At 63.1% G+C, this 19190-nt stretch carries 19 protein-coding genes; 15 read left to right on the top strand and 4 right to left on the bottom strand.

Features of this window, described 5'->3' with window-relative positions; all coding sequences use genetic code 11:
- Nucleotides 1-346 precede the first annotated feature (346 nt).
- From CNQ84_RS08615 to CNQ84_RS08640, 6 genes are all read left to right on the top strand, one after another.
- Nucleotides 347-769 carry a rhodanese-like domain-containing protein gene (locus tag CNQ84_RS08615; protein ID WP_096004479.1) on the top strand — a complete coding sequence of 141 codons (423 nt, stop codon included), beginning with the start codon at nt 347-349 and terminating at the stop codon, nt 767-769.
- A gap of 1 nt (nt 770) precedes the next feature.
- Nucleotides 771-1028 carry a glutaredoxin 3 gene (grxC, locus tag CNQ84_RS08620; RefSeq protein WP_096004480.1) on the top strand — a complete coding sequence of 86 codons (258 nt, stop codon included), beginning with the start codon at nt 771-773 and terminating at the stop codon, nt 1026-1028.
- 50 nt (nt 1029-1078) lie between these two features.
- Entirely contained in the window at nt 1079-1567 is a 489-nt protein-coding gene (secB, locus tag CNQ84_RS08625; RefSeq protein WP_096004481.1) for a protein-export chaperone SecB, read from the top strand.
- Nucleotides 1568-1698: 131 nt separating this feature from the next.
- Nucleotides 1699-2208 (top strand): disulfide bond formation protein B, encoded by a 510-nt coding sequence (locus CNQ84_RS08630; RefSeq protein ID WP_096004482.1) that lies wholly within the window; start codon nt 1699-1701, stop codon nt 2206-2208.
- 109 nt (nt 2209-2317) lie between these two features.
- Nucleotides 2318-2791, top strand: a complete 474-nt coding sequence (rsd, locus tag CNQ84_RS08635) for a sigma D regulator (protein ID WP_096004483.1) — start codon at nt 2318-2320, stop codon at nt 2789-2791.
- Between the two features lie 25 nt (nt 2792-2816).
- Nucleotides 2817-3326 carry a hypothetical protein gene (locus tag CNQ84_RS08640; protein ID WP_096004484.1) on the top strand — a complete coding sequence of 170 codons (510 nt, stop codon included), beginning with the start codon at nt 2817-2819 and terminating at the stop codon, nt 3324-3326.
- On the opposite strand, the gene CNQ84_RS08645 is transcribed toward CNQ84_RS08640, so the two are convergent.
- Nucleotides 3313-3771 carry a TIGR02444 family protein gene (locus CNQ84_RS08645; RefSeq protein ID WP_096004485.1) on the bottom strand — a complete coding sequence of 153 codons (459 nt, stop codon included), beginning with the start codon at nt 3769-3771 and terminating at the stop codon, nt 3313-3315. The two genes, CNQ84_RS08640 and CNQ84_RS08645, sit on opposite strands and share 14 nt — an antisense overlap.
- Nucleotides 3772-3812: 41 nt before the next feature.
- Between CNQ84_RS08645 and CNQ84_RS08650 the strand changes: the two genes are divergently transcribed.
- Together CNQ84_RS08650 and CNQ84_RS08655 are read left to right on the top strand one after the other, a co-directional pair.
- Nucleotides 3813-5726 carry an ATP-binding cassette domain-containing protein gene (locus CNQ84_RS08650; RefSeq protein WP_096004486.1) on the top strand — a complete coding sequence of 638 codons (1914 nt, stop codon included), beginning with the start codon at nt 3813-3815 and terminating at the stop codon, nt 5724-5726.
- A gap of 13 nt (nt 5727-5739) precedes the next feature.
- Entirely contained in the window at nt 5740-6186 is a 447-nt protein-coding gene (locus tag CNQ84_RS08655) for a YaiI/YqxD family protein (RefSeq protein ID WP_096004487.1), read from the top strand.
- A gap of 4 nt (nt 6187-6190) precedes the next feature.
- On the opposite strand, the gene CNQ84_RS08660 is transcribed toward CNQ84_RS08655, so the two are convergent.
- Together CNQ84_RS08660 and CNQ84_RS08665 are read right to left on the bottom strand one after the other, a co-directional pair.
- Nucleotides 6191-7699, bottom strand: coding sequence for a methyl-accepting chemotaxis protein (locus CNQ84_RS08660; RefSeq protein WP_096004488.1), 1509 nt, complete (start codon nt 7697-7699; stop codon nt 6191-6193).
- Entirely contained in the window at nt 7665-8486 is an 822-nt protein-coding gene (locus tag CNQ84_RS08665; protein WP_165771254.1) for a DUF6436 domain-containing protein, read from the bottom strand. The genes CNQ84_RS08660 and CNQ84_RS08665 overlap by 35 nt, the downstream gene beginning before the upstream one ends.
- On the opposite strand from CNQ84_RS08665, the gene CNQ84_RS08670 reads away from it, so the two are divergent.
- Genes CNQ84_RS08670 through ppk1 form a run of 3 tightly spaced genes read left to right on the top strand, consistent with a single transcriptional unit; the run spans nt 8485 to nt 13009 of the window.
- Nucleotides 8485-9717, top strand: coding sequence for a GGDEF domain-containing protein (locus CNQ84_RS08670; RefSeq protein WP_165771255.1), 1233 nt, complete (start codon nt 8485-8487; stop codon nt 9715-9717). The genes CNQ84_RS08665 and CNQ84_RS08670 overlap by 2 nt on opposite strands.
- A gap of 48 nt (nt 9718-9765) precedes the next feature.
- Complete coding sequence (gene hemB, locus CNQ84_RS08675; RefSeq protein WP_096004491.1) at nt 9766-10779, top strand: porphobilinogen synthase; 1014 nt, start codon at nt 9766-9768, stop codon at nt 10777-10779.
- A 16-nt stretch (nt 10780-10795) separates the two neighbouring features.
- Nucleotides 10796-13009 carry a polyphosphate kinase 1 gene (gene ppk1 / locus CNQ84_RS08680; RefSeq protein ID WP_096004492.1) on the top strand — a complete coding sequence of 738 codons (2214 nt, stop codon included), beginning with the start codon at nt 10796-10798 and terminating at the stop codon, nt 13007-13009.
- Here the strand turns inward: ppk1 and ppx are convergent.
- Nucleotides 12988-14493, bottom strand: coding sequence for an exopolyphosphatase (gene ppx, locus CNQ84_RS08685; protein WP_096004493.1), 1506 nt, complete (start codon nt 14491-14493; stop codon nt 12988-12990). The two genes, ppk1 and ppx, sit on opposite strands and share 22 nt — an antisense overlap.
- Nucleotides 14494-14743: 250 nt before the next feature.
- Between ppx and trxA the strand changes: the two genes are divergently transcribed.
- From trxA to CNQ84_RS08705, 4 genes are all read left to right on the top strand, one after another.
- Entirely contained in the window at nt 14744-15070 is a 327-nt protein-coding gene (gene trxA, locus CNQ84_RS08690; protein ID WP_083728234.1) for a thioredoxin TrxA, read from the top strand.
- Between the two features lie 212 nt (nt 15071-15282).
- Nucleotides 15283-16548, top strand: a complete 1266-nt coding sequence (rho, locus tag CNQ84_RS08695; protein WP_083728235.1) for a transcription termination factor Rho — start codon at nt 15283-15285, stop codon at nt 16546-16548.
- 173 nt (nt 16549-16721) lie between these two features.
- Nucleotides 16722-18188, top strand: a complete 1467-nt coding sequence (gene ubiD / locus CNQ84_RS08700; RefSeq protein ID WP_096004494.1) for a 4-hydroxy-3-polyprenylbenzoate decarboxylase — start codon at nt 16722-16724, stop codon at nt 18186-18188.
- Nucleotides 18189-19160, top strand: coding sequence for a 2Fe-2S iron-sulfur cluster-binding protein (locus CNQ84_RS08705; RefSeq protein ID WP_096004495.1), 972 nt, complete (start codon nt 18189-18191; stop codon nt 19158-19160). It abuts the gene before it with no gap.
- The last annotated feature ends 30 nt before the right edge of the window (nt 19161-19190 follow it).

The following is a 19190-nucleotide window of genomic DNA, read 5'->3' on the forward strand; positions in this document are numbered from 1 at the left end:
CCGCATTGATTGCAACCAGGCCTAAACGCCAGAGGGAATGCGGAATTAATCAATGCGCCCTTGGGAAGCACTGACTACTTCCGCGCGCCCTCTGCGAGTGCTCAAGCGTGTAGATGCAAGGCGCGCTGTGCGGCCAATAGTGGTTCTATTGGCAAGCAGCGCAACGCCGCAGATGCATGCTTGAACGCTCGCCCGGAGGGGCACTCATGCTGCGCCGTACTCTGCGCCATGCCCTCGAACCTGCGCCTTGGTTGGGGACCGACCTGAAAGCCAGAGGGAATGCGGAATTAATCAGTGCTTCCCTTAGTGTATACTCGCCCTCTTTTTACCGCCCGGAAGCCCGTCAATGCAGTTTCTTCAACATCTGATCGAATTCATCGGCAATCACTACCTGCTGACCAGCGCCTTTCTTGTCGTACTGGCCCTGCTGCTGTTCACCGAAGGCTGCAAGAGCGGCAAGGCCGTGAGCACCGGCGAAGCGACTACCCTGATCAACCGCGAGAACGCGGTAGTCATCGACCTGCGCCCCAAGAAAGACTTCAGTGCCGGCCACATTGTCGACTCGCTGAACATCCCCTATGAGTCGCTGACCAGCCGCATGGGCGAACTGGACAAGCACAAGGGCAAGCCGCTGCTGCTGGTCTGCGCCGCTGGCCAGCACGCCGGCAGCTGCGCCAAGCAACTCAAGGCCGCTGGCCACGACAACGTAGTGCGCCTGTCCGGCGGCATCGCCAGCTGGCGCTCCGACAATCTGCCATTGGTCAAATAACATGGCTGACGTTGTCATCTACAGCAGCGACTATTGCCCCTTCTGCATGCGCGCCAAGCAATTGCTGGCCAGCAAGGGCGTCGACTTCCAAGAAATCTGCGTCGACGGCCAGCCCGCCGTCCGCGCAGAAATGACCCGACTTGCCGGTGGGCGCACTTCGGTGCCGCAGATCTGGATTGGCGACACCCACGTTGGCGGCTGCGACGAACTCTATGCCTGCGCACGCGCTGGACAACTGGATGCGCTGCTGGCAGGGTAAGTAGCTCTTTCCAACACGCATCAATTACCATCACACCAAGGATTTTCACGATGGCCGAAGAACAGAACAATCAAGCTGCCAACGGCGCTCAGGCTAACCAGCCACAATTCAGCGTACAGCGCATTTACGTCAAAGACCTTTCCTTTGAGTCGCCCAAGGCGCCGGCCATTTTCCAGACCCAGTGGAGCCCCCACGTCAATCTGGACCTGAACACGCGCAACAGCGAACTGCAGCCCGGCATCTACGAAGTCGTGCTGTCGGTCAACGCGACAGTCACCACCGGCGAGAACGAAACCTGCTTCATTGCTGAAGTGCAGCAAGCCGGCATCTTCGCCATCAACGGCCTGGACGACGCGTCTCTGCGCCACACCCTGGGTGCCTTCTGCCCGAACATCCTGTTCCCCTACGCACGCGAAGCGATCGACAACCTGGTCCTGCGTGGCAGCTTCCCTCCCCTGATGCTGTCGCCGGTCAACTTCGACGCCCTGTTCGCCCAATCCGAACAGCGCCGCGCCAGCGAAGCCGCCGGCACCGCCTGATCGGCCTGCTGCCGGGCAGCCAGCCTGCCCGGCAGTCACTGCGACACCCCGCCACATAATTCGTCTTGTGCGCCCTGTAGCGCATGCTCTAAGGTAGGCAACCGCACAGCCACCAACAGACGGAATCACGCATGACCCTCCCGGCTTCTCGCCCCCTGTATCTGCTAGCCCTTATTGTCTGCGTGCTGCTGATGACCGCCGCACTCTATCTGGAGCATGGCGTCGGGCTGGAACCCTGCCCATTGTGCATTTTGCAACGCATCGCAGTGATGGTCATTGGTGTTATCTGCCTGGCTGCCGTGCTGCACAATCCCGAACCGCGCAACGGCAAACGCACGGGCGCGCGCATCTATGGCGCACTGATCACCGTGGCCAGCCTGCTCGGTGCCGGCACCGCCGCGCGTCAGGTCTGGCTGCAGCACCTGCCGCCGGATCAGGTGCCATCCTGCATCCTGCCGCTCGACTACATGCTTGAAACCCTGCCGTTGTGGGACGTGCTCAGTCAGGTGCTCAGCGGCACCGCTCAGTGTGCCGAAGTGACCTGGACCTTCCTCGGCCTGAGTATCGCCGAGGGCACCCTGATCGCCTTTATCTGCTTTACGCTGTTCGGCCTGATGCAGCTGGTGCGCAAGGTCGACTGAGCAACTGCACAGAAGTCTTGATGCCGTCACGCCCACTGGCCTATTCTGTTGCGACCCGGAACACATACACCCAAGTCGGCCCGACCGACACCGGAAGAAGAGGTGGAAGATGCTGGACAGTTGCACAAATGCCCAGGAGCGCTGGGGCGGCGTCCACCAGCTGATCGACCGCTGGCTGGCGGAGCGCCAACAGCTGATCCTCAATTACCGCCAGCTGCGCGAGCGTCCCGAGCCGAGCACGCAAACGGACAGCGAACTGACTGCCTTCTGCGACATCCTGGTCGACTACGTGTCGGCCGGACATTTCGAAATCTACGAACAATTACTACGCGAAGCGCAGGACTTTGACGACCAGCGCGGCATCGAGCTGGCGCATCGGGTCTACCCGCGCATCGAAACCATTACCCTGCTGGCCGTTGGTTTCAATGATCAGTACGGGCAAAGCACTCGCGCCGACGACGAAGCGGCCATGCAGACGCAGCTGCAGCAACTTGGCGGCATGCTGCATGAACGATTTGAGCTTGAAGACTGTCTGATCGAAGTACTCCACAACGCTCACAAGGACCTGCTCAGCGCCGTCTGAGAGGCCAGGCACAGGAAGATCACGCGTGACCACCGACACTCCCAGCTCCAACGACAAGGTTTCCTCTCCGCTGCACCTGCTGCAGACCTTGACCCGCACGCTCAATGAGCATCTGGCAGAAGCCTGCAGCACGGCTGAGAAGGATGCGCGCAAGGCCCACGAGAAGCTGCTGCGTCAGCAGGAAAAACTGGAACTCAAGCTGCGCCAGGCCGAAGAGAAACTCGCCAACCGCACCGCCGAAGACCCGGACAAGCCCGCCAGCAAGACCCGCCGCAAACTGGCTGACCTGCAGGCGGCGCTAGACGAGCTGAAGACCGCGCGCGATAGCGCCGAAAGCTACATCAAGCAACTCGAAGCCGACGTGCGCCAGACCCTGCGCCTGGCCAAAGGGCTCGAGCGCATCGACGCCCAGGTTGGCCAGGCACTGGAGAAGCGCGACGCGCCCAAACCGGCCGCCAAGCCCCGCAGCCGCCGCGCCCCGGCCCGCCGCAAGCCTGCTACCAGCAAGCCAGCTCCGGCAGCTAGCGAAGGCTGAGCAGCCCGCCCAGCTGCACCAGCAGCTGCGCACGCCGACCGTTCACCGGCCCTGAGCAGGCAGCGCCCAACGCTGCCTGCACCGCCTGATCAGCGCAATCGCCCCGCCCCAGGCTGTCTTCCAGCACTTGCAAGCGCTGCAACTCGACCTCGATCTCTATCGCCTTGAGCCGCTGATATTGCGCCTGCAAGGCGATCTGCTGCGCAAGCGCGCGACGGGCCTGACGCAGCGGCAGCATCAGCTCCTCACGCCAGCAAGCCTGCTGCCCATGCACCTGCTGCCAGACATCCGTGGGCAAGGTCCGCCCCTGTTGCTGCAGCCAGGCTGCCAGTAACAGCAGCAATACATCCTCGCCACTCTCGTCCTGCAGCGCCAGCAGCGTCGGCGCGACGCCCTCACGTGCGTACACCTGCTCGCTCCAACGCGCCAACGCTCCCTTACTCATTGCTCTTCTCCCAACCGGCGGCGCTGATATACTCCCGCCCCATGATCAGCATCGACTCTCTTACTCTGCAGCGCGGTCCCCTGCGACTGCTTGAACACGCCAATCTTACCCTGCATGCCGGCCAGAAGGTCGGCTTGCTGGGCACCAATGGCGCCGGAAAATCCAGCCTGTTCGCGCTGCTGCGCGGGCAGATCGAACCGGACGCCGGCAGCTGCAGCATCCCCGCTGACTGGCGCATCGCCCACATGCAGCAGGAAGTCAGCGCGCTGGAGCGCAACGCCGTGGACTATGTCCTCGACGGCGACCAGCGGCTGCGCGACATCCAGCAACGCCTGGCCACCGCCGAGCAACAGGAGCAGGCCGAAGCGCTTGGCGCGCTGTACGCCGAGCTGGACAGCCACGGCGGCTTTAGCGCCGACGCCCGGGCCCGCACCCTGCTGGCTGGCCTGGGCTTCAGCACCGAGCAATGCGAGCGCCGGGTCGGCGACTTCTCCGGCGGCTGGCGCATGCGCCTGAACCTGGCGCAAGCGCTGATGTGCCCCTCCGATCTGCTGCTGCTCGACGAGCCGACCAACCACCTCGATCTGGACGCCATCCTCTGGCTGGAAGACTGGTTGCGCAGCTATCCCGGCACCCTGCTGCTGATTTCCCACGACCGCGACTTCCTCGACGCGGTCGTCGAGCATATCGTGCATTTCGAGAACCGCAGCCTGCATCTGTACCGCGGCGGTTTCAGCCAGTTCGAGCGCACCCGCGCCGAACGTCTGGCCCAGCAGCAATCGGCGTTCGAGAAGCAACAGGCCCAGCGCGAACACATGCAGAGTTACATCGCCCGCTTTCGCGCCAAGGCGAGCAAGGCCAAGCAGGCGCAGAGCCGACTGAAAGCGCTGGAGCGCATGGAAGAGCTCGGCCCGGCGCATGTCGACTCGCCCTTTTCCTTCAGCTTTCGCGAGGCCGCCAACCAGTCAATGCCGCTGCTGGACCTGCATCAGGGCACCCTTGGCTACGACGGCAAGGCCATTCTTGAGCAGGTCAAACTGCAATTGGCTCCCGGCGCGCGCATCGGCCTGCTGGGGCCGAACGGCGCCGGCAAGTCGACGCTGATCAAGTCACTGGCCGGCAGCCTGCCGCTGATCGGCGGCGAGCTGAAAACGGGAGAACATCTCGCTATTGGCTACTTCGCCCAGCACCAGCTCGACAGCCTGGACCCGAAAGCCAGCCCGCTGCTGCATCTGGCGCGCCTGGCACCGGAGGAGCGTGACCAGGTACTGCGCAACTTCCTCGGCGGCTTCGACTTCAAGGGCGATCGCATCGAGGAGCCGGTATTGAACTTCTCGGGTGGCGAGAAAGCCCGGCTGGCACTGGCGCTGATTGCCTGGCAGCGGCCCAACCTGCTGCTGCTCGATGAGCCGACCAACCATCTCGACATGGAAATGCGCCACGCGCTCACAGTTGCCCTGCAGGCATTTGAGGGTGCCATGCTGCTGGTCTCGCACGATCGCGCACTGATTCGCGACACCACCGACGAGCTGTGGCTGGTCGCCGACGGCCGCGTCCAGACCTACAACGAAGACCTGGACAGCTACACTCGCTGGCTGGCGCAGTTCCGTCAGCAACAGGCGGCCGCCAACGCACCCGAGCCCGCCAGCAGCGCCCCCAAGGTCGACGCCAAGGCCCAGCGCCGTGCCGCCGCCGAACAGCGCCAACGCCTGGCACCCTTGAAAAAGGCCGCGGACAAGCTGGAACAGGAATTGAACCGCGTCAGCGAACTGAATGCGGAGGTGGAAAACGCGCTGGCCGACAGCAGCCTCTACGAGGCCGACAGCAAGGACCGCCTGAAAACCCTGCTGAGCCAGCAGACCGACTACCGCCAGCGTATCGCCCAGCTGGAAGAAGACTGGCTACAGGCGCAGGATGAGCTGGAAGCCCTGCAACAGGAACTCGGCAACAGCTGAGCGAGGAGCCCGCATGACCCTCTGGATCGACGCCGACGCCTGCCCCAGGCCAGTACGTGACGTTACCGTCAAGGCCGCCCGACGCAAGCAGATCGAACTGGTACTGGTGGCCAACAGCGCCCAGCAACTGCCGCCGGGCCCCGGCATACGCCAGGTAACAGTAGCCGTCGGCGCCGACGCTGCCGACCATTACATCATCGAGCACTCACGACCCGGCGACCTGGTGGTCACAGCCGACATCCCACTGGCTGCCGGCCTGGTCGACCGCGGCGTCACCGCCATCAACCCCCGGGGCCAGATCTACGACAAGGGCAGCATCGGCGAGCGCCTGGCAGTGCGCAACCTGATGGACGAGCTGCGCGGTGCCGGACTGGCCGGCCGCAGCGGCCCGGCCCCCTACAGTGACAAGGACAAGCAGGCCTTCGCCAATGCCCTGGACCGCCTGATCGCGAGACTCTGAGACCTCAGCGGCCGGTCCGGAACTGAGCCGCATCGCGCATCAGCACCACACGCACCTTCTCTAGCTCGGCGGACAGGCGATCCAGCTCGACCGCTTCGGCGGTGTTGGCCAGCGCAACGGCTTCGACCTCGTGCAAATGGGTAGCGACATCTTCGCCGACCGCCGACTGCTCCTCCGTCGCAGTAGCGATCTGCGCGTTGCGCCCGACGATACTGGCGATCTCGCTGACAATGCCGGCAAGAATCTCGGTACTGCTTTGCGTTACCTGCAGACAACGATGCACCGAGGTGCGACTCTGCTCCATCGCACTGCGGGCCGACTCCGAGGCCTGCTGCAGACGGGAGATGAAGTCCTGGATCTCGCTGGTCGACTGCGCCGTGCGCTGCGACAGGTTGCGCACCTCGTCGGCCACCACGGCAAACCCGCGGCCCTGATCACCGGCGCGCGCGGCCTCGATGGCGGCATTGAGCGCCAGCAGGTTGGTTTGCTCGGCGACACCCTTGATCACATCAACCACCTGGTCGATATCGATGGCGAGCTGCGCCGCACCATCGACCGCCTCGCCGGTTTGCGCGATGTTATTCTCCAGTGACGCCACCTCGCGGGCAATTTCCTGCATCGCCGCATGGCCGTCCTGGGCACGCTTGTCAGCCTCACTGGAGGCCCGCGCCGCATCGGCCGCATTGCGCGCGACGTCGGCAGTCGCCTGGCTCAGCTCCAGCATGGCCTGCACCATATACCGCGTCTTGTCCTGCTGCTGCTCCGAGCCCTGACGCAGATCACTGGCGCCCTTGCTGACCGAACTGCCGAGCTGGCCAAGTTGCTGCATGCTGGCGCTCAAACCGGAGACCATATTTTCCAGGGTATCGAGCAGGGCATTGAAAGAATCAAGCATGGGCGAGCGCATATTGGCCCGACAGGTGAGATCCACGCCGCTGCCGTCACCAATCATCCGGGCGACGGTCTGCCCCATGACTTCGCCTTCGCGCGCCTCATTGAAGGACATGCGTGCCAGATACACCAGCACGCCCGCTTCGATGATGACGTATCCGGCGTGCACCATTACCAGCCCGAAGGTCACGCCCTGAGCCAGCCAAACCCCGGCTTCCTGCATCTGCAACACATAAAACGCCAGGTGATGAACGGCAATGACGATGGTGGCTACGACGATCGGTCGCCAGTCGCGGTAGATGATCAGGAACGCCAGCAGCACGAAGATCGAAAAGTGCATCTCCAGCGTGCCCTGCACCTGGTTGATGTGCAGCGCCGCCATGACCATAAACGCGGCAGCGACAAAACAGCGGAACAGCAAACTGCCGCGGATCAGCGCGTAAAGGATATGGGCCAGCAGCACCGTTCCGCCACCAACCAGCATTGCCTGCAACCAGGTGCCGTGCCAGGCGGCAAGCCCCAGCGCACCCAGCAGACAAAGCCAGAGTACGCCGAGCATGGCGCGATCGGCATGCAGGTAGTGCGCTTCAAGGGTCAGACTTTCGGGAACCGGTTTCGACATCAGCAGAGCTCTCCACGACAGGCAGATCACATAGACAGGCAACGGCGTCCTGCCGGGTGATGTTCACCTTGCGCCCCGCCAGCAAAGCCTGAACAACCGGCTCCACAAAACTGCTGTCGGCACTGCAGTGCGCTCCATCGCTGTAAGGTCCAACATAGGCCAGACTTCCGTCCGCTGCCCAGATGGCAATAGACGGCGCGCCCGGCCAACCGGACCATGCTTGAGGTATCGGCCAGTAAGGCAGGTTACTCAAGCCGGCCGGCATACCACTCGTCGGATACTGTCCGGAGCGGGCGAAACGCACGCCCTGCTCCGCGAAGCGTCTGGTCATTTCCTCAACATAGGCCTCGTGGCCGGCGCTGCACGGGCAGTTGGACTGCCACACATGCACCACCTGGACCTGCCCTGGCGCGAAGGGCGGCGCAACCTGCTCGGCCTGAAAAAAAACCGGTCGCTCGAAGGACTTGATGTAACGCCCCTCAAACCACCAGTAGGCCCAGCCTAGCCCGGCCACCCACACCAGCAGCGCTAGAGAGACCAGCAACCTGCGTACCCAGAGATTCATTGCGCCACCGCTTGCCACACAAAGAGATAGCCGACCATTGTGCCACAGTCGTAGATAATCTATTTGTGCAAACCCCTCCACAACCTGAAGCCAGAGCGGTTGGCTCTGTCTCAGCACTGGTTTACCGTCCCCATGCTGGCAGACTGCCTCCCTGGCAGCACCAATGCCATGGACGAACCCGCACAAACGGCTGCCGCGACGGCCAGGGATATTGCTGCGCATGCTTGCCGATCTTGACCTCAAGACCCTGACGCTATCGCTCAGTCTGGTCACTCTGATGATGACACTGCTGCTGGGGCTGGCCGCCTGGCACGCGGGCGCCGAGCGCGGCTTGCGCCACTGGGCGCTGGGCAATCTGGCGCTGATGTTTGGCCTGATGCTCAACGTCAACCAGGACGACCTGCATCACACGCTGTCGATCCTGCTGGCCAACGGCCTGATGACGCTGGGGCTGGGGCTGGTCTGGCTGGGCATCCGCGCCTTCTTTGAGCGGAGTCAGCCACAACTGGTGCCGCTGCTGGCCACCCTGCTGATCGTTATACTGCTGGGCCTATTCCGCTACCAGTTTGACAGCAACGCCGTGCGCTACGCGATCAGCTCAGTGATTCTTGGCGGCCTATGCCTGTTGTGTGCCAGCGAGCTGCTGCGCCCCACCGAACCGCCATTGCGCTCGGCCTGCTGGTTCAGCGGCGCTATCGCCCTGCTCTACGGCCTGATGCTGCTGGCCCGACCGGTCGCTTCGCTACTCGGCTGGAACGGCGCCGCCAGTTTGCTCGGCGGCCCGCTGCAATTGATCACCCTGCTCGGCGCCATGGCCGCACAGATCGGTATGGCCACCGGCTTTATCCTGATGACCCACTACCGCAATCTGGCAGCGCTGCACCGCCTGTCCGAGCGCGACGGGCTGACCGACACCCTGAACCGTCGCAGCCTGCACCAGCAGGCGGGCGCCCTGCTGGCGCGCATGCAGCACGGCGGCGAGCCGGTCACCCTGATCATGGTCGACGCCGACCACTTCAAGCGCATCAACGACGACTTTGGCCATCAAACCGGTGATGCCGTGCTCTGCCACCTGGTCAACCGTATCAGCCAGCACCTGCGCACACGCGACCTGCTGGGCCGCTTTGGCGGCGAAGAGTTCACCCTGCTGTTGCCGGGGCTCGACAGCGAGCAGGCCAGACCTGTCGCCGAGCGCATCCGGCACGGCATCAGCCAGGCTCCCTGGCGCCTCGCAGGTGAGACAATCAGTCTCACCGCCAGTCTCGGTGTAGCCTGCTCGCAACATCACGGTTATGATTTCAACACGCTGCTCGGCGCTGCCGATGCCGCGCTCTACCGTGCCAAGACGCTAGGCCGCAACCGCGTTGAGCTGGCCCCGCCCCCCGGCCAGACTGATCAGGAGCAGGTCGCCCTGCGCCTCTTGTCACAATTCAGTCACAATCTTGACGTATAACGTCAGTCAGACAGGTGCACTGCGACCCGCACCCCCCCTGGAGTCCCTGTGAGCTATTCCCCTGTTCCGCGCCCCTTCCCTGCCAGCCGTCCCCGTCGCATGCGCAAGGATGATTTCTCCCGCCGCATGATGCGTGAAAACACCCTGACCGCGGACGATCTGACCTACCCCGTCTTTGTCCTTGAGGGCGAGCAACAGCGCGAAGCGATTACCTCCATGCCCGGCATTGAACGGCTGTCGATCGACCTGCTGCTGGATGAAGCCGCTGAGCTGGTCGAGCTGGGTATTCCGGCCATCGCCCTGTTTCCGGTGACGCCGCTGGAGAAGAAGTCGCTGGACGCTGCCGAGGCCTGGAACCCGGACGGACTGGCGCAACGCGCCGTACGCGCCCTGAAAGCGCGCTATCCGCAGCTGGGGGTGATTACCGACGTCGCGCTGGACCCCTTCACCACCCACGGGCAGGACGGCATCATTGATGACGACGGCTACGTGATGAATGAAATCACCGTCGAGGCGCTGGTCAAACAGACCCTGTCGCACGCCGCCGCCGGCGCAGACATTGTCGCCCCCTCCGACATGATGGACGGTCGGGTGGGTGCCATGCGCGACGCGCTGGAAGCCGCCGGCCACATTCACACCCGCATTCTTGCCTACTCTGCCAAGTACGCCAGCGCCTACTACGGCCCGTTCCGCGATGCGGTCGGCTCGGCCGGCAACCTCGGCAAGGGCAACAAGGCCACCTACCAGATGGACCCGGCCAACAGCGACGAGGCCCTACACGAAATCGCTGCCGACCTGTCAGAGGGAGCCGACATGGTCATGGTCAAACCGGGCATGCCCTATCTGGATGTGCTGCACCGGGTGAAAGACACCTTCAAGGTGCCCACCTTTGTTTACCAGGTCAGTGGCGAGTACGCCATGCACTGCGCCGCCATCAACAACGGCTGGCTCAGTGAAGCGGTGATTCTGGAATCACTGACCGCCTTCAAACGCGCAGGAGCCGACGGCATCCTGACCTATTTTGCCAAGACGGCAGCACGCCAATTGCGGAGCCGACAGTAGTCGTAACGAGGAGATCATGGCAGAGCTCAACAGCACCCGAGACACCACCAAGGACAGCGCGGCGCCAGCCCCCGAGGCCAGCCCGCGTACCGATCTGGTAACCCGACCAGCCCAGGTCAGTGAAAAGGTGGCCGAACCGGCACCGGTTCCAGATCTGGGTGCGCCCGAGCTCTACATTCACCGCGAGCTGTCGCAGCTGCAGTTCAACATCCGCGTGCTGGAGCAGGCGCTGGATGAGTCCTACCCGCTGCTTGAGCGCCTGAAGTTCCTGCTGATCTTTTCCAGCAACCTGGATGAGTTTTTTGAAATCCGCGTTGCCGGCCTGAAAAAACAGATTACCTTCGCGCGCGAGCAAACCGGCCCGGACGGACTGCAGCCTCAACAGGTACTGAGCAAGATCAGCGAGACCGCGCACTATCAGGTCAGCCGCCAGTACAGCATTCTCAACGATATCCTGCTGCCCCAGCTGAACGAAAAGGGCATTCGCTTTCTGCGCCGCTACCAGTGGACGCACAAGCAAACCCTGTGGATTCGCCGCTTCTTCCGCCAGCAGGTCGCGCCGATCATCAGCCCGATCGGGCTGGACCCGACGCACCCCTTCCCGCTGCTGGTGAACAAGAGCCTGAACTTTATCGTTCAGCTCGAGGGCATCGACTCCTTCGGCCGCGACTCCGGCATGGCGATCATTCCGGCGCCGCGCTCGCTGCCGCGCCTGATTCGCCTGCCCGACGAGCTGTGCGACGGTGGCGACAACTTTGTGTTCCTGTCATCGATGATTCACGCCCATGCCGACGAGCTGTTCCCCGGCATGAAGGTCCTTGGCTGTTACCAGTTCCGCCTGACCCGCAACGCCGACCTGTTTGTCGATCCGGACGAGGTCGATGACCTGGCCCGCGCCCTGCGCGGTGAGCTGCTGTCACGCCGCTACGGTGACGCGGTGCGTCTGGAGGTGGCCGACAACTGCCCGAAACCGCTGACCGACTTCTTGCTGAAGCAGTTCGGCCTGACCGAGGCGGAGCTGTACGAGGTCAACGGCCCGGTCAACCTGACGCGCCTGTTCTCCATTACCGGCCTGGAAAATCACCCGCAGCTGCAATTCCCGCCCTTCAGCCCGGGGCTGCCGCGGGTGCTGTCCAGCGCCGACAACCTGTTCCAGGCGATCAGCAAGCAGGACATCCTGCTGCAGCACCCGTACGAGTCCTTTAGCCCGGTGGTCGACCTGCTGCGTCAGGCGGCGCAGGACCCTAACGTGCTGGCGATCAAGCAGACCCTGTACCGCACCGGCGCCAACTCCGAGATCGTCAACGCGCTGGTCGATGCCGCTCGCAACGGCAAGGAAGTCACGGTGGTGATCGAGCTGCGCGCGCGCTTTGACGAGGAGTCCAACCTGCAGCTGGCCAGCCGTCTGCAGCAGGCCGGCGCCGTGGTGATCTACGGCGTGGTGGGCTTCAAGACCCACGCCAAGATGATGCTGATTCTGCGCCGCGAAGAGAAGAACCTGAAACGCTACGTACACCTGGGCACCGGCAACTACCACGCCGGCAACGCCCGCCTGTACACCGATTACAGCATCCTGACCTCAGACGTGGCACTCACCGAGGACGTGCACAAGCTGTTCAACCAGCTGATCGGCATGGGCAAGACCCAGCGCATGAAAAAGCTGCTGCAGGCACCCTTTACCCTGAAAAAACGCCTGCTGGAGCTGATCAACCGCGAAACCATGAATGCCCAGGCGGGCAAGCCGGCGCACATTATCGCCAAGGCCAATTCCCTGACCGACGCCAAGATCATCAAGGCCCTGTACAAAGCCTCACAGTGCGGCGTGAAGATCGACCTGATCGTGCGCGGCATGTGTTGCCTGCGCCCCGGTATCCCGGGCGTGTCGCACAACATTACCGTGCGTTCGATCATCGGCCGTTTCCTGGAACACAGCCGGGTCTATTACTTCCTGAACGACGGTCAGGAACAGGTGTGGATGTCCAGCGCCGACATGATGGAGCGCAACCTCGACAAGCGCGTCGAGACCTGCTTCCCGCTGGAAGGCAAAAAGCTGATTACCCGCGCCAAGCAGGAGCTGCAGGTGTTTCTCACCGACAACACCCGCAGCTGGATTCTGCAGCCCGACGGCACCTACCTGCTCAGCTCACCGAGCGGCAACCAGATCCCCCGCAGCGCCCAGGCGACGCTGCTGGAGAAGCTGGCCTCGCCTCAGCGTACCGTCAACCTGTAACCGGCCTTGGCCCAGTATTGGGCCTCGCGCTCGAAGTCAGCCTGCGTCAGCGGGTTGTCTTCGAGCCAGCCAGCCGGGAAGGTCACCGCCAACGCATCCTCCGCCGCCTCCACGGTCATTTCCGGCATGTCCTGAAAGCCACGGATGTGGTGGTAGAGGATGGCCAGGCGCAGCACCATGCACAGGCGCAACAGCGTCACAGCCTCATCACCGAACTCGCTCAGACGATCACTGCTCGGCAGATTGCGACGGTGTCCGCGTACCAGTAGCGCCAGCGTCTGCTGGTCCGGTCGGGAGAAGCCCGGCAGATCCGAGTGCTCGATCAGGTAGGCGCCGTGCTTGTGGAACTGGTTGTGCGCAATGTCCAGACCAATCTCGTGCACCCGCGCGGCCCACACCAGCATCGCTGCCAGTTTGCTCTGCGTCAGCTGCCAGGCCGGCTCAACCTTGTGCAACAGCCGTAGCGCCTTGTTCTCGACCCGCGCCGCCTGGTCCAGATCAACGTGGTAGCGCTCCATCAGCGCGCTCAGGGTGCGCTCACGCACGTCCTCATGGGAGTATCGTCCCAGCAGGTCATACAGCACGCCTTCACGCAGCGCGCCCTCGGAGTGCGGCATGGCTTCAACGCCCAGGGCATCGAACAACGCTTCGAGAATTGCCAGGCCCGCCGGCAGGATCGGCTGGCGATCCGGCTTGAGCCCCTGAATGTCCAGCTTGTCGACATGCGAGGCCTTGAGCACCTTGCGTTTTAGCCACTGCAGCCCTTCGCGGTTGACCTCACCCTGGCCACGCCCACCGGCCTGAATGCATTGCCCGACCGAGCGGATGGTACCCGAGGCGCCCACCGCCTCGCTCCAGCCCAGGCGCTGAATGGCCTGTTCGATGTTCATCAATTCCAGTCGCGCCGCCGTATAGGCCTGGCTGTAGCGCGCGGCGGTAATGCGCCCGTCGGGGAAAAACTGCTTACTGAAGGCCACACAGCCGACATTCAGACTCTCGCGCAGCAGCGACTCGAAGCGCTCGCCCACGATAAACTCGGTGCTGCCACCGCCGATATCCACCACCAGGCGCTTGCCTTCATCGTCCGCCAGGGTATGCGACACGCCGAGGTAGATCAGCCGCGCTTCCTCGCGCCCGGAAATCACTTCAACACGGTGGCCCAGCACCTGCTGCACCTGACGAATGAACTGCCCGCGGTTGCGCGCTTCACGCAATGCGCTGGTGGCTACGACCCTCACCGCGCCCGGCGGCAGGCCATTGATCAGTTGAGCGAAGCGCCGCAGACAATCGAGCCCGCGCTGCATGGCCTCTTCGCTGAGCATGTTGTCATCATCCAGCCCGGCGGCCAGCTGCACCTTCTCGCCCAACCGCTCGAGAATGCGAATCTCGCCCTGCTCAACGCGCGCCAGCACCATGTGGAAGCTGTTGGAGCCCAGGTCAATCGCGGCCACCAGTGAAAAATCGTTCGCTTCTGCCTCTGCCATGCGCTCTTCCCGTGGATTTTCAAATGCTCCCGATTCTAGCACCGCGCGAATGACATTTACCCGCACGGCGAGACAGACTGCCCCGTGCGCGGCCACATGACGCATCTGCACCGCTGCTCAAACCGGCGGCAGACCCGCCGCCGCGAGCGGCTGGCGAGCAGCGCGACCGCCCCGCGCACCGCCTTTCGCTGGCGCGCCGGGTGGTGCTATGATGCTGCCATTCCGCCTTTTTATCCCTCTGGAGAAACACATGAGCGATCTGATTGTGCACGTCACTGACGGCAGCTTCGACGACGAAGTGCTCAAGTCTGACACCCCTGTACTGGTTGATTACTGGGCCGAATGGTGTGGCCCCTGCAAAATGATTGCCCCGGTTCTGGACGAGATCGCCAAGGACTACAGCGGCAAGCTGAAAATCTGCAAACTGAATATCGACGAAAACGCCGACACCCCGCCCAAGTATGGCGTGCGCGGCATCCCGACCCTGATGCTGTTCAAGGGCGGCAACGTCGAAGCGACCAAGGTCGGCGCGCTGTCCAAGTCGCAGCTGGCAGCCTTCCTTGACAGTAACATCTGATGTATCGCGCCCCGGCCTCCGTGCCGGGGCGGCTGTTTTTACAGCCGCAACGCTGGACGTTACCCGCCTGCGGTGCTAGATTTGCTGACCAACGCCCTGACGCACCCTGCGCAGCGGCTTCCCAAACCCGCAGCCAAGCTGATCGCCCCATGCTCCATGGTGGCCGAAACACATCTTTCCTGCCGACACTCTGACATCACTCACCGACCCCTATGAACCTGACTGACCTCAAACAAAAACCTATTACCGAACTGTTGGAAATCGCCAACCAGATGGGCCTGGAAAACATGGGCCGATCGCGTAAGCAGGATGTGATCTTCGGCATCCTGAAAAAACATGCCAAAGGCGGCGAAGACATCCTCGGTGACGGCGTACTGGAGATCCTTCAGGACGGGTTCGGCTTCCTGCGCTCGGCCGACTCCTCCTACCTGGCCGGCCCGGATGACATCTACGTGTCGCCCAGCCAGATTCGTCGCTTCAACCTGCGTACCGGTGACACCATTTCCGGCAAGATTCGCCCGCCCAAAGACGGCGAGCGCTACTTTGCTCTGCTGAAAGTTGACTCGATCAACTTCGACAAGCCGGAAAACACCAAGAACAAAATCCTGTTCGAGAACCTGACGCCGCTGTTCCCCGATCAGCGTCTGGTGATGGAAGCCGGCAACGGCGCCACCGAAGACCTGATGGCGCGCATCATCGACCTGTGTGCCCCCATCGGCAAAGGCCAGCGCGGCCTGCTGGTGGCGCCGCCCAAGGCCGGTAAGACGCTGATGCTGCAGAACATCGCCTCGAACATCGCCCGCAACAACCCCGAGTGCCACCTGATCGTCCTGCTGATCGACGAGCGCCCGGAAGAGGTAACCGAAATGCAGCGCACTGTGCGCGGCGAAGTCGTAGCCTCGACCTTTGACGAGCCGCCGGCGCGCCACGTACAGGTCGCTGAAATGGTGATCGAGAAGGCCAAGCGCCTGGTTGAGCACAAGAAAGACGTGATCATCCTGCTCGACTCCATCACCCGTCTGGCCCGTGCCTACAACACCGTGATCCCGAGCTCCGGCAAGGTGCTGACCGGTGGTGTCGATGCCCACGCCCTGGAAAAGCCCAAGCGCTTCTTCGGCGCCGCGCGCAACATCGAAGAAGGCGGCAGCCTGACCATCATCGCCACCGCGCTGGTCGACACCGGCTCGAAGATGGACGAGGTGATCTACGAAGAGTTCAAGGGCACCGGCAACATGGAGATCCACCTGGATCGCAAGATTGCCGAGAAACGCACCTTCCCGGCGATCAACATCAACCGCTCCGGTACCCGCCGCGAAGAACTGCTGACCAGCGAAGACGAGCTGCAACGCATGTGGATTCTGCGCAAGATCCTGCACTCAATGGACGAGATCGCCGCGATCGAATTCCTGCTGGATCGCCTGAAAGACACCAAGACCAACGACGAATTCTTCCAGTCGATGAAGCGCAGCAAAAATTAAAGCGGCAAGCTGGAAGCGACAAGCTGCAAGCAGTCCGCTGTAGCTGGTCGCTTTCAGCAGGTCAGGCCGCCAAGGCGGCCTGACTGTCAATTCAGTGTGCTTCTGACCAGACACCCCAGGCTGCGGCATACCACGCACTGCTTGCAGCTTGAAGCTTGAGGCTTGAAGCTCAAATGCAATACTCCGATCTACGCGATTTCATCAAGGGTCTGGAACAGCGCGATGAACTCAAGCGCATCCAGAAGCCAGTCTCCCCCGTGCTGGAGATGACCGAGATCTGCGACCGTACCCTGCGCAAGGGTGGTCCGGCGCTGTTATTTGAAAACCCCACCGGCTCTGACATGCCCGTTCTCGGCAACCTGTTCGGCACGCCCGAGCGTGTAGCGATGGGGATGGGTGCCGAGAGCATCAGCGAGCTGCGCGAGATCGGCAAGCTGCTGGCCTTTCTCAAGGAACCGGACCCGCCAAAGGGTCTGAAGGACGCTTGGTCCAAGCTGCCGATCTTCAAGAAAGTCATCAACATGGCCCCCAAGGTGCTGCGCGATGCCCCCTGCCAGGCGCAGGTATTCGAGGGTGACGACGTCGATCTTGGTCGCATTCCGATACAGACCTGCTGGCCCGGCGACGCCGGCCCGCTGATCACCTGGGGCCTGGTGGTTACCAAGGGGCCGCACAAGGAGCGGCAGAACCTGGGTATCTATCGCCAGCAGGTGATCGGGCGCAATAAGGTCATCATGCGCTGGCTCAGCCACCGTGGTGGCGCACTCGACTTCCGCGAATGGCAGGAGCAGCATCCGGGCGAGCCCTTCCCGGTTGCCGTGGTGCTCGGCGCGGACCCGGCGACCATTCTTGGCGCGGTGACCCCGGTACCAGACAGCCTGTCCGAGTACGCGTTCGCCGGCCTGCTGCGCGGCCAGCGCACCGAGCTGGTCAAGTGCCGTGGCTCTGACCTGCAGGTGCCCGCCAGCGCCGAGATCGTGCTGGAGGGGGTGATCCATCCCGGCGAGACGGCCGCGGAAGGCCCGTTCGGCGATCACACCGGCTACTACAACGAAGTCGACCGCTTCCCGGTCTTTACCATTGAGCGCATCACCCAACGCGAAAAACCGATCTACCACAGCACCTACACCGGCCGCCCGCCGGATGAGCCTGCCGTACTGGGCGTGGCGCTGAACGAAGTTTTCGTGCCGCTGCTGCAGAAGCAGTTTCCCGAAATCACCGACTTCTATCTGCCCCCGGAAGGCTGCTCCTACCGCCTGGCGGTGGTGTCGATGAAAAAACAGTACCCGGGGCATGCCAAGCGCGTCATGCTCGGGGTCTGGAGTTTTTTGCGCCAGTTCATGTACACCAAGTACGTGATCGTGGTGGACGACGACATCAACATCCGCGACTGGCACGACATTATCTGGGCCATTACCACGCGTATGGACCCCAAGCGTGACACCGTGATGATCGACAACACCCCGATCGACTATCTCGACTTTGCCTCGCCGATCTCCGGGCTGGGCAGCAAGATGGGGCTGGACGCCACCAACAAGTGGCCGGGCGAAACCACCCGGGAATGGGGCGTCGCCATCGAGCAGGACGCCGCCGTGCGCCAGCGAGTCGACGCGATCTGGGCTGAACTGGGTATCGACTAGATGAGAGTAGCGCTGGAGCCAGGCGACCTGAGCCTGGAGATTGACCAGGGCGAGACCATTCTCGCCGCCGCACGCCGCCAGGGTTTTGATGCACCCAATAGCTGCCGTAACGGCAACTGCCATGTCTGCACGGCGGTACTACTGAAAGGCCGCGTTAGCCTGCCTGGAGACCGAGAGGCCCAGGCCGGCGACGAGATTTACACCTGCGTGGCCACGCCACTCGAGGACTGCACCGTGCATTGGGAAGGCGTGTTGGCGCCCGGGCAACTCCCGGTGCGCACCCTGGCGTGTCAGGTTGCCGAGTGCAGTCCGATCGGCGGCGACGTCTGGCGTGTGCGCTTGCGCACCCCGGCAGGCAAGCCGTTGCGCTATTACTCCGGCCAGTATCTGCTACTGGAGCGCGAAGGCGCTGAACCGGCGGCCTTCTCCATCGCCTCGGCCCCGGGTGAGGAGCGCATGATTGAGCTGCACATTCTTACCCGCGACCCGCTAACCCAGGCCGTCATCGACTACCTGCAGCACCACCGCATCGCACGCGTGCAGGTGCCGTTCGGCGACGCCTGTCTGACTGCCCCGCCTACCCAGCCGCTGGTACTCATTGCCGCCGGCACCGGCCTGGCGCAGATGCAGAGCATCATCGAGGACTGCCTGCAGCAGGGGGTCACCCAGCCGATTCACCTGTACTGGGGCGTGCGCCATAGCGACGACCTGTACAACGCACCGCACTGGCAGCGCTGGGAGCAAGCCCCCAACCTCTACCTGCACCGCGTGGTCAGCGACCAGGCTGACTGGAGCGGACGCCAGGGCTTGCTGCACCAGGCCGTCTGCGAGGACCTGACCGACCTGGCCGACTACCGGTTTGTCGTCAGCGGTTCACCCGGCATGGTCTACGCGACCCTTGATGCCCTGGTCGCCGCCGGCATGCCTGCGCAGCAGATGCAGGCTGACGCCTTCGCCTACGCGCCGCGCTGACAGCGCCCGCCAGCCTCCCTATACTGACGA

This window comes from Pseudomonas abyssi (assembly GCF_002307495.1).
Taxonomy (GTDB): domain Bacteria; phylum Pseudomonadota; class Gammaproteobacteria; order Pseudomonadales; family Pseudomonadaceae; genus Halopseudomonas; species Halopseudomonas abyssi.